General features: G+C 41.7%; 11 protein-coding genes. 4 read left to right on the top strand and 7 right to left on the bottom strand.

The features are described 5' to 3' along the window. Positions 1-195: 195 nt before the first annotated feature. Positions 196-1,620, top strand: coding sequence for a transposase (locus F6J99_RS34895; protein WP_293120031.1), 1,425 nt, complete (start codon positions 196-198; stop codon positions 1,618-1,620). Positions 1,621-1,643: 23 nt separating this feature from the next. Here F6J99_RS34895 and F6J99_RS34890 read toward each other — a convergent pair whose 3' ends face one another. Both F6J99_RS34890 and F6J99_RS34885 read right to left on the bottom strand, forming a co-directional pair. Next, entirely contained in the window at positions 1,644-2,075 is a 432-nt protein-coding gene (locus tag F6J99_RS34890) for a hypothetical protein (RefSeq protein WP_293120029.1), read from the bottom strand. Between the two features lie 61 nt (positions 2,076-2,136). Then, complete coding sequence (locus F6J99_RS34885; protein ID WP_293120027.1) at positions 2,137-2,733, bottom strand: hypothetical protein; 597 nt, start codon at positions 2,731-2,733, stop codon at positions 2,137-2,139. Positions 2,734-2,876: 143 nt separating this feature from the next. Here F6J99_RS34885 and F6J99_RS34880 point away from each other — a divergent pair, with 143 nt between their 5' ends. Further along, the gene (locus F6J99_RS34880; protein ID WP_293120025.1) at positions 2,877-3,161 is read left to right on the top strand and encodes a hypothetical protein; all 285 of its coding nucleotides are present in this window, start codon (positions 2,877-2,879) and stop codon (positions 3,159-3,161) included. Beyond that, positions 3,136-3,744, top strand: a complete 609-nt coding sequence (locus F6J99_RS34875; protein WP_293120023.1) for a TetR/AcrR family transcriptional regulator — start codon at positions 3,136-3,138, stop codon at positions 3,742-3,744. Before F6J99_RS34880 ends, F6J99_RS34875 begins: the two co-directional genes overlap by 26 nt. Before the next feature lie 115 nt (positions 3,745-3,859). On the opposite strand, the gene F6J99_RS34870 is transcribed toward F6J99_RS34875, so the two are convergent. Both F6J99_RS34870 and F6J99_RS34865 read right to left on the bottom strand, forming a co-directional pair. Continuing rightward, positions 3,860-4,990 carry a right-handed parallel beta-helix repeat-containing protein gene (locus F6J99_RS34870; RefSeq protein ID WP_293120021.1) on the bottom strand — a complete coding sequence of 377 codons (1,131 nt, stop codon included), beginning with the start codon at positions 4,988-4,990 and terminating at the stop codon, positions 3,860-3,862. 791 nt (positions 4,991-5,781) lie between these two features. Next, positions 5,782-7,002 carry a right-handed parallel beta-helix repeat-containing protein gene (locus F6J99_RS34865; protein WP_293120019.1) on the bottom strand — a complete coding sequence of 407 codons (1,221 nt, stop codon included), beginning with the start codon at positions 7,000-7,002 and terminating at the stop codon, positions 5,782-5,784. A gap of 546 nt (positions 7,003-7,548) precedes the next feature. Here F6J99_RS34865 and F6J99_RS34860 point away from each other — a divergent pair. Next, positions 7,549-8,568, top strand: a complete 1,020-nt coding sequence (locus F6J99_RS34860) for a dipeptide ABC transporter ATP-binding protein (protein WP_293120018.1) — start codon at positions 7,549-7,551, stop codon at positions 8,566-8,568. 49 nt (positions 8,569-8,617) lie between these two features. Here the strand turns inward: F6J99_RS34860 and F6J99_RS34855 are convergent, their stop codons facing one another. The 3 genes from F6J99_RS34855 to F6J99_RS34845 form a co-directional block, all read right to left on the bottom strand. Beyond that, a complete protein-coding gene (locus F6J99_RS34855; protein WP_070393137.1) occupies positions 8,618-9,124 on the bottom strand; it encodes a transcriptional repressor in 507 nt (168 codons plus the stop codon). Between the two features lie 307 nt (positions 9,125-9,431). Beyond that, on the bottom strand, positions 9,432-9,938 hold the full coding sequence (gene lspA / locus F6J99_RS34850; protein ID WP_293120016.1) for a signal peptidase II: 507 nt from the start codon (positions 9,936-9,938) through the stop codon (positions 9,432-9,434). Positions 9,939-9,960: 22 nt separating this feature from the next. Continuing rightward, positions 9,961-10,191: hypothetical protein (locus F6J99_RS34845; RefSeq protein ID WP_293120014.1), on the bottom strand; the 231-nt coding region annotated here is incomplete at its 5' end.

Here is a 10,191-nt window from a genome sequence, read left to right as displayed (position 1 = left end):
AACCAAAAAGAAAGCGAAATATACAAAGGTCTTTGAACAAAATGTCTCGCTAACCCCACCTAAATCGAAGATTATAGGTGGGGTTAGCGAGACCAACAAAAAACACTACCTTTTCTTATTCTTTTGGCAATTCTAGATTAATCATATTTGTGTTAATATAATTTAATAGCCTATAGAGTGGGGTGTGACTAGACCATGGGTAAAAAAAGCCAAAGAAAAACTAAAAAATCTCAACCTCAACCTCTGATTCGTACAGATGTGTGGCGTTTAGTTACTACTCCCGAACAGAAAGAGATGATGTTGATGACGGTAACCTGCTACCGTAAATATCTTTTACCTTTAGTTTTGATTGTGAATGCACAATGGTCTAATTTAGCCCCTCTAAGTAGCTTAGAAAAAGTTTTGGCTGTGGAAAAAATGATTCATGTTACCACAGCTAACCCAAATCCCAAACATAGTTATTATCAGAAAATTGTCAACAAATATCCAGATCACCGTAAGTTTCCCAGCTATTTAAGAAGAGCAGCCATAGCTGAAGCAATTGGCATTGTTTCTAGTTTTCAAACCCGTTATCGTTCTTGGCAGTCGGGAAATCGTAAAAAACGTACAGCTAAAGCACCAAGACTAACAGCAATGTGTAAAACTTACCCGGCTTTGTATAAAGGTCAACAAATTTTATACGGTAAGTATTATCAAACTGTTGCTCTCAAGGTGTGGTCGGGAAAAGATTGGATTTGGTTAACTAATATAGGAGTAAAAAATCACGGAAATAATCGGCATTTAGTTGAGGGCAACAAATTAAAGTCACCTTCTTTAGTGGTGAATAAAACTAAATGTCAGCTCTCAATGCCAGTTCAAATAAAACCAGTAAAAAGAGAAGAAACCGATTATGTTTGTAGTGTTGACTTAGGGATAAATAATGCAGCAACGGCTGCTATCGTCGGGCGGGATGGTACTGTAAAGGCGAGAACTTTTATTAATCCAGCCAGAGACATAGACTATCGCAACAAACGACGAATGATGATAGCCAAAAAAGCTAAACAAACCAGTAATTTAACTGGTCAAACATTACCGAAAGGGTTTTGTGGTGGACTTAACCGCAAGTCAGCTAATCAAAATCTAGAGATTTCTCGAAAAGTAGCCAGACAAATTGTTCAATTCGCCAAGGTGCATGGGGTCAAGGTAATTGTCTTAGAAAATCTCTGGGGATGGAAAGCAAAAGCTGGTAAAAAAAGGTCATTAATGAAACAAAAATTTCACTTATGGTGTCACCGAAAAATTTTCGAAATAATCACAGATAAATGGACAGAATTAGGTGGAAAAGTTCAGACAGTTAATCCTAAATTAACCAGTGCGGTAGCCTTTGATGGGAGTGGAAAAGTTAGACGAAGCCAAACAAATTATTCCCTAGCCAAATTCAAGAGTGGAAAACAATATCACGCCGATTTAAACGCTAGTTATAACATCGGTGCTAGATATTGGTATTGCTTAATAGTAGGGGATAAAAACTTTTCTAGGGTGTACGACAGCAAAAGTTCTGACGGCACATTGAGAACGCCAATTGTCCTGGGGACGTTAAGAAATTTAGCTGTTCAAGAGCGAATGAATCCCCATCCATAATCTTTGATTTGGATGGGGTGCGTTCAATAGGGTTTGTTTACCATTACTTGATCGTTACTACTCTTGTTACTGGTGATAGCTCCTCGAACAGAAAGAAATAGTAAAGGAAGAGAAACAATCATTCCCAATAGTTCAATTACAAATAGCGCCTGAGGCATTGGATCTGGCGAGACTGGAAATAGTGTTCCTAAGTCTAAGGCGTATACGATAAAATAGGAAATAGCACATAATCCAGACACAATAAACGCCCAATTCAAATCTTTTAAAATAAAGTAAACAATCAAAATGCTGACTATTACTAGGGAAGTTAAAAAGGTATTAAATATACCCAATATCAACGGGTCAATATGTGAGAAACTCCTTGTTTCAATTAAACCACCAGGAACAAGAGATGCCAACAATCCAAACGATAAAACTAAGAGTGCAGATACCAGATGTCTAATAGTTATTGTCATTGTAATTACCTCACAACTAGAATTATTCCTGTCAAACACCACAAATCAGTGGCAGCAAATCTTATCGCCTTTCCTTAGGGGGATAAGGGGTTTCCTTAAGTAAATGACTGACCAATATTTTTAGAAAAAACAAAGGCAGAAACCATTCCAGACCAGCCATTGGGGGAAATAGATAGCGATCGCCCAATAGCCCTAAGCTATAAAGCCCTAAAGCCACTGGACGTTGAAGATACAAGGGAGACAGCAAAATCAAGACTGATGCCCCCAACAGGTAGCTGGAAACACCGATAAAGAATCCCCAATCTCCCCCACGAAAGAGCAGGGCCACTAACAAGACATGGATGACATGAACAGACACAAATCCTAAATGCTGCTGCCAACCCTGTTCCGGTCGGTGATACCAACCCTTAGCGGTGGAGGTAGCATTGGTGAGGACACCCCCCACTAAATCAAGGGCAAGAACAGCGATCAGTCCTAATTGCAACGGGGTCCACTGTATTGGGAGGGTCAGGGCGTAGGTTGGAGCTGCTACCAAAGCCACCAGGGACGGCACAAATTGTATGAGCAACTCAGCTTGGGTTGCCCCTGGTCCGGTGAAGCGATCAAGCAAACCTTTCAGACCAGAGCGAGGGGAGGGACAAGTCAGCTCAGAGTGCATTAGGTTAACCTCATAACAGTTGTTATGAATAAATATAACAACTGTTATGATAAGCTGTCAATAGGCATTGACACTTTGTTTGTGTCCCACTTTATATCTGGTGTATATCTGGTGTATATCTGGTTATAGCGATTTCTAGCCTAATGAGGTACACAGGATTTTTTCCCTCTTGCCTATTGCCTCTTGCCTATTGCCTCTTGCCTCTTGCCTATTGCCTATTGCCTCTTGCCTATTGCCTCTTGCCTCTTGCCTATTGCCTATTGCCTATTGCCTATTGCCTCTTGCCTATTGCCTCTTGCCTATTGCCTATTGCCTCTTGCCTCTTCTCTGTTCCCTGTTCCCTAAAACCCAGGACTCTGTACCTCACCCAATTAAAAACCCCTATAGTTTCCTTTAATGCTCATGTCCCAACAGGATCGCCGCCTTGAAGTTTCTGAAGCCGCCTGGCGAGTTATTGTCCGAGAGGGGTTAGATCGCACCAGTATGCGGGCGATCGCCCAAGAGCTGGGTTGCACCACCGGAGTTGTTACTCACCACTTTCGAGATAAGCAGGAGCTTATTCTGTTTGCCCTTAATCAAGTAACTCAGCGTCTACAAAAAACGATGCAGACTGCAACAGAGCACGCTAGGGGAGTCGATCGACTAGTAGAAATGCTATCTGCGTTTTTGCCACTAGACACTGAACGGCAAGATATTCTGAAGGTCTGGGTGGCCTTTTTGGGGTATGCCATTGGACGAGAATCCCTGATGGCTGAGCATCAACAGAGTGCTGCTCAGCTCCGTGAGGTGATTATTCAAGAGTTGAAAGCTCTACAGTCAGCCAAACTGATTCGAGCTAACATAGAGCCAGAGTTAGAAGCCAACGCCCTGTTAGCCCTAGTGAATGGGGTTAGCCTCGACTCCCTGATTCAAGCCAAACGCCTTAGCTCTGACCACCAGCAGATTGTAATTCGGCGCTACGTTAACGAGTTGCTGTCTACCCATGCTATCCCTGGCTCTGGTAATCCCTAAATTTAGCACATTGATACAAGCTGCCATTGCTGTTGTAGTCAACTCTAGCTTGCATGCCTCTTGCCAATGCAATGGCGCGTAGCGCTATACATTGTAAAGGTTACAGAGATTGGAATTAGGCAATTAATTCTGTGTTGGTACTTAGGGACCTAATTCCAATTTCATTACCTCCAAGGTTGATGAACTTACCAGCTATATTGGAACCGAAAAAGAAACCATTTCTGTTAACGTTATTGGTAATTTCGGTTCCTCTGATCACGACCGTGGGTCCATCAAGGAAAAAAGCAGGTGGACTAATCGACAAGCCGCCACCAATGCCGGTAGCATCATTATCACTGTCAGCTATATTATAAGTGATTTTGTTTTTGAACAAATACATAGTATTAGCCTCATCGACGAAAATGCCGCCGCCATTCACTTCTGCTGAGTTACGACTAATCTGATTGTTGACCAGCAGCACATCATTATAAAATCCAACCACATTGACACCACCGCCATTGCCTCCTGTTACGTTGTCAATAATCCGGCTATTATATATTTCTACAAAATTGTCATTGGCTATAAAATCTTCAAATGGGTTTTCTCCCTTACTACCAATTTCTATGCCACTTTCCTGGTTTTTGCTGATAGTGCTACCAACCACCCTGACATTTTGACCTGCAGCATTTACATCAATACCCTGACCCTGATTTTCGCTTAAGGTGCTGTTCCTTACTAATACAGTAGAGTTGTCTCCATCGATATGGATCCCATCTGATTTGTTATTTGTAAAGGAACTACCGAGCACGTTGAGATTAGTGTTGTTTCCCTGGATATCGATGCCATCGCTGTCGTTACCTGTTAAGATGCTATCAATCACTTCCAAATTGCCGTCATTTACCTGGATGCCATCCTCTCCCTCAGAAATTGTCAGGTTTGTGACGGTAACATTCGCCCCATTGCTAATGGTAAAGATATCAAAAGACCCACCGTCACCTTCGACAGTGATTTGATCAGCATCTTCTCCAAAAAAAGTATTACTAGTGATTTGATCAGCATCTTTTCCAAGAATAGTAACACTGTCGATAATCTCGATTGTCCCTAGGATAGGCTCTAGGGTTATCGTCTCTTCAGCTGGTTCAAGTTCAAATAAGATTGTATCTTCACCAGGAGAATTATTGGCTCCCTCGATCGCTTCTCGTAAACTGGTAAGTCCATCGTTTGTATTAATTTCGTCAGCTGTGGTATTTACTGTAAAAACTGCCATAGTTAGTAATCTTTATTTTACTGATCAAGCTGATTGTTTTCCCCTGTCAGGTATTATCCCTCAACCATCCCATAACATAAAAATTTTGAGAATAAATCGCCTGGTTATTTAATCCAAAAGGTTAGTGACAGTTTGACTAAAACTTACCTAAACCTATCCCATTTTTATAGTTTATTATTTATATAACTATTAATAGTTGATTAAAAAAAAACCGGAAACTGTAACTTCATAATATTTCCTATATGATTAATAAATCAAGACTGAAAAGATTTTAAAATCCTGGAAAATAATTTTATTTAGCTCTGATTTATATATTATATAAAACTAACTATAACAATTTATTTAAACTTTTTTTACAAAAAAAAATGTTTTTTTTGTCCATTATGCTTTCTGCAAAATGTATTATGCATTGCTGTTATTAATTTTTATTAGACAACAGATTATCCCCTCGACAACAACTGGTGTCGTCAAGGAGATAACTAAAGAATAATTTCAGCTATTTCCTTGATGGGACTTTGGAGAAACTTCCTATTGACCTAAGCTCTAATTGAAAAATTTTGCCTTGCTTGAGACTACCTTAGGCTCTCGTTAACCAATAAGTTTGAGATTTGAGGCAAAAACTATTTTCCCCCCTTGCGCCAAGGTATTCCTACCGCAACCATATCCTCAGGTTCAGATTCCGATAAAACACAGTTTCTGAAAGCTTTTGAGAGGTTTGATGCTCTAGGGATAGATGTTTGATCCCCTTGGTTTTGTCCAAAGTCCAAGCCAGATCTAAGTTAACTCAATTTCTAAACTTGAATGTCATTACCTGCAATGTCATTATCTCCAAGGTCGAAGAAATTACCAAATACATTGCGAGACTCAGCTTCTAGGTCAAAGTTATCCCTAATTTGGGTTGCTCTGATTCCGACGGTAGCCCCCAAAGCGATAAAGAGACCACCACCATTGCCAATACCATTGTTGTCACTGTCAGCAATATTACCAGTGATTGTGTTGTTGCCCAGGAACATGGTATTTCCACTATCGACAGCAATGCCGCCGCCATTGACTTCTGCGGAGTTATCAGTAATCTGATTGTTGACCAGCAGCACTTCATTATCAATGCCAAGGACACTGACACCACCGCCACTACCTCCTGTCAGGTTGTCAATAATCTGGTTATTGAATATCTGTACAACGTTGTTAGTTACTTGTTCCGAAGTACCGATTTCTATGCCAGTGTTATTGTTGCTGATTATAGTGCTATCAATAACCTTTACATTTTGACCTACCGCATTTATATCAAAACCATTATCTACATTTTCGCTGAAGGCGCTCTTGATAACAAATGATGTCGTGTTGTTTCCGTTGATATCAATGCCATCTTTTTCGTTGTTTGTGAAGGAGCTACCGACCACGTTTAGATTAGTGTTCTCTCCTGCAATCTCGATGCCATCTGATCTGTTATTTGTGAAAGAGCTACCGACTACGTTGACATTAGCATTGTCTCCTTCTATCTTGATGCCATCGCTTTCGTTCTCTGTGAGGATGCTATTAATCACGTTTAGATTACCATCATCCACCTCGATGCCATCCTCTCCCCCAGAAATTGTCAGGTTTGTGATGGTAACATTCGCACCATTGCTAATCGTAAAAATATCAAAAGACCCACCGTCACCTTCGATAGTGATTTGGTCAGGCTCTTGAAGTCCAACAATATTAACACTTTCGGTAATTTGGAGTGTCGGTTGATTTTGGAGTGTCGGAAGATTAGGGAGATCAGGAAGATTAGGGAGATTAGGAAAATTAGGTAAATTAGGAATACTGGGAATAGTAGGAATAGTGGGAATAGTAGGGATATTAAGGGGATTAGAGTCTAGAGTAATCGTCTGTTGACCTGCTTCAAGTTGAAATAAAATTGTATCTTGACCAGGATTATTATTCGCTAGCGCGATGGCTTCTCGTAAACTGATGACCCCATCAGAAGGATTAATTTCGTCAGCTGTGGTATTAACTGTAAAAACTGCCATAGTTAGCCATCCTTATTTGACTTATAAAGCTGATTGTTTTCCCCCTGTCAAGTATTATTTATAACTCCAACTATAGCGTTTATCATAGATATGAGGTACACAGGCCGCCTCTTGCCTCTTTCCTCTTCCATGCTCCCTGCTTCCTGCTCCCTGCTCCCTGCTCCCTGCTCCCTGCTCTCTGCTCCCTAAAACCCACAAATTTGTACCTCATGAGTATAATAATTGCTATATATAAGTTTTTTTTGGAGAATAAATCGCCCGTTTTTTTGATAAGACGGTTATTGACAAGTTGACTACAACTTATCTAAGTATATCCAATTTTGATAGTTTTATTATTACCTTTTTCAATAATTAATTGAGCTTTTAAAAAAATCAATTAAAAATAAATATTGAGCCAATTTAATAATTTAAAAAAAAATCCTGTGACTGTATTCAAATAATTTCCCAAAAAGAAATTGGGTTTAAAAAAAAATGGATATGGTAATACAGCTATAGCATTTTAAAATAAAAACGCTATATGATTGCGATTAAGCATTAAACCATCACATGACAGCAGCACAGCTAGACAACCCCAAGCCCAACCCACAAAACAACAGTCTGTTACACATAGAAAACCTACAGATGCACTTCCCCATCACCCAAGGAATCATCTGGCAAAAGCAAATTGGCTCCATCAAAGCTGTGGATGGACTCAACTTCGAGATCAACCGTGGCGAAACTTTAGGCTTAGTAGGAGAATCTGGCTGTGGCAAAAGTACCACCGGACGAGCGCTCCTACAACTATACCGTCCCACAGCTGGTCATGTTTACTTTGAAAATATCGACCTAACCGAGCTAGACGCTGAATCCCTGCGCCAGATGCGTCGGCGGATGCAAATGATTTTTCAAGACCCCTATGCTTCCCTCAATCCCCGCATGACCGTAGGAAGTATTGTCGGTGAACCCCTGCAAATCCATGGGTTAGCCACCGGTAAACAAAAACAAGAACGAGTCCAGTCCTTACTAGAAGTGGTAGGACTCAATCCTCAGTTTATCAATCGCTATCCCCACGAATTCTCTGGGGGTCAGCGTCAGCGGATTGTCATTGCTCGCGCCTTAGCGTTAAACCCTGACTTTATCGTATGTGATGAACCGATTGCTGCTTTAGATGTATCCATTCAAGCCCAAGTGGTTAACTTGATGCAGTCGTTGCAAGCAGATATGGGCTTAACTTATCTATTTATTGCTCACGATTTAAGTATAGTGCGCCACATTTCTGACCGGGTGGCAGTAATGTACCTAGGCAAAATAGTAGAACTCGCAGATCGCGTCTGTTTATATGAGAACCCCTTGCATCCCTATACCCAAGCATTAATCTCAGCCGTACCAATTCCTGACCCTGAACTTGAGCGTCAACGGGAACGTATTATCCTAACAGGGGATGTACCCAGCCCGAGCAATCCCCCGAAAGGTTGTCGGTTTCACACTCGCTGTCCTATGGTAATGGATACTTGTCGGCAAGACCCAGAACCAGAGTTTAAAGATGCAGGTAGAGGACATTATGTTGCTTGTCATTTAGTCCATTGACAAGAGGATCTTAGTATAGCGCTTATCATAGGACTAACCACTCACAAAACTAATGTTCGTCCATCGCAATGGATCGAGAGCAACGCCAATTACTCGGTAGAGCCGAAGGCCATCCCATCCGCAGGGCTTCTGGGCAAATAGTATGAATGGTCAGCTGGCAATCAATTAGCTGCAAGCCTTCTTTTTCTACCTGCCTCATCCCTTGTTTCAAGATTGAGTCATTCTTGAATTCAACGGTCTGGTTACACTGAATACATACCAGATGATGGTGATGATGGGGAAAAGGCTGATTGAGTTCATAATGTTTATGCCCTTCTGCCAATTCCAATTCCCGCAGGATGCCCATCCGTGACATTAACTTAACGCTGCGGTAAATTGTAGATAAGCTGATTCCTTCTCCTCGCTGGTCGAGCAATTCGTGAAGTTCCTCAGCACTCAGATGGGTTCCTCTCGGTAAATTTTGGAAAACGTGGAGAATGGTCTCCCGTTGCGGTGTCATACGCCAACCTCGAGCATTGAGTTCGGCCTTGAGTGAAGCGGCAGTATAGTTAGCCATGGTAACCCTCTCAAAAACGAGCCATTATTGACAATATTAAATAATTATTTCTCTCACTTGCAAGAAAATTTACTAATTGAGAATAAATAGTAAAGGATTATTGGTTACTTTTGAGAATAGGGCACGACACGGATGCACCTCGGATGCAGGGATACGCCGAAAATACCAAATCCAGCTAAGGGATCCGGATTTGGCAAATAAGTTAGGAAAAGGGCGAATCAGGGAAAGAGGGGGCACAGAGGGAAGACAGGGAACAGGCAAAGGGTAAGCAGATTGGCCATAACCCTTGTGCCTTGTGGCTTGTAAGTTATTGCCCCTTCTCCCTAGATTTTGGGGATTGATGCTTAAAACTTGCAATAAGCAAGCATACAATACCTAGGTTGATACACACATCGGCCACATTAAATACCGGGAAGTTAATCAACCGAAAATCGAGGAAATCCACAACGCAACCCGTTACTGTCTGGTTATCTACCAAACAACTGTTGAAAAAACGGTCTATGCCATTCCCTAATGCTCCTCCGAGTATGAAGCCATAACCAAGCTGTTCCAACCTAATCAGCTTTGGTCCAAACCAAGCTAGGGCGATTAAACCAAGACTCACAGCTAAGGATAGCCAGCGCAACCAGCTGCCGTCTTGACTAAAGAGACTGAAAGCGGCACCAGTATTAGTCACATAGGTAAAGTGAAACACCCCTTGCCACAGGGGTAGAGTCTCAGCCAATTCAAAATTCTGCACCACCCAATATTTAGTCAGCTGATCCAGAATCAGACCAATAGCAGCAGCAAACCAAAACAGGGGGTTTCTTTTCATTAGTCATTAGTCATGATAGCATTTATTGATTGGGTGAGGTACTTACACCGATGGGTTTTAGGGAGTAGGGAGTAGGGAGTAGGGAGTAGGGAGTAGGGAGTAGGGAGTAGGGAGTAGGGAGTAGGGAGTAGGGAGTAGGGAGGAGGGAGTAGGGAGTAGGGAGTAGGGAGTAGGGAGTAGGGAGTAGGGAGTAGGGAGTAGGGAGTAGGGAGTAGGGAGTAGGGAGTAGGGAGTAGGGAGTAGGGAGTAGGGA

The organism is Moorena sp. SIO4G3 (assembly GCF_010692305.1).
GTDB lineage: Bacteria > Cyanobacteriota > Cyanobacteriia > Cyanobacteriales > Coleofasciculaceae > Moorena > Moorena producens_A.
Note: the sequence above shows the minus strand (reverse complement) of the source record. Positions and strands in the feature narration are given on the sequence as shown.

What these genes read in the sequence shown, in the direction of transcription:
- F6J99_RS34895 (WP_293120031.1), top strand. Translation starts at nt 196, where the DNA reads ATGGGTAAAAAAAGCCAAAGAAAAACTAAAAAATCTCAACCTCAACCT.
- F6J99_RS34890 (WP_293120029.1), bottom strand. Translation starts at nt 2,075, where the DNA reads ATGACAATAACTATTAGACATCTGGTATCTGCACTCTTAGTTTTATCG.
- F6J99_RS34885 (WP_293120027.1), bottom strand. Translation starts at nt 2,733, where the DNA reads ATGCACTCTGAGCTGACTTGTCCCTCCCCTCGCTCTGGTCTGAAAGGT.
- F6J99_RS34880 (WP_293120025.1), top strand. Translation starts at nt 2,877, where the DNA reads ATGAGGTACACAGGATTTTTTCCCTCTTGCCTATTGCCTCTTGCCTAT.
- F6J99_RS34875 (WP_293120023.1), top strand. Translation starts at nt 3,136, where the DNA reads ATGTCCCAACAGGATCGCCGCCTTGAAGTTTCTGAAGCCGCCTGGCGA.
- F6J99_RS34870 (WP_293120021.1), bottom strand. Translation starts at nt 4,990, where the DNA reads ATGGCAGTTTTTACAGTAAATACCACAGCTGACGAAATTAATACAAAC.
- F6J99_RS34865 (WP_293120019.1), bottom strand. Translation starts at nt 7,002, where the DNA reads ATGGCAGTTTTTACAGTTAATACCACAGCTGACGAAATTAATCCTTCT.
- F6J99_RS34860 (WP_293120018.1), top strand. Translation starts at nt 7,549, where the DNA reads ATGACAGCAGCACAGCTAGACAACCCCAAGCCCAACCCACAAAACAAC.
- F6J99_RS34855 (WP_070393137.1), bottom strand. Translation starts at nt 9,124, where the DNA reads ATGGCTAACTATACTGCCGCTTCACTCAAGGCCGAACTCAATGCTCGA.
- lspA (WP_293120016.1), bottom strand. Translation starts at nt 9,938, where the DNA reads ATGAAAAGAAACCCCCTGTTTTGGTTTGCTGCTGCTATTGGTCTGATT.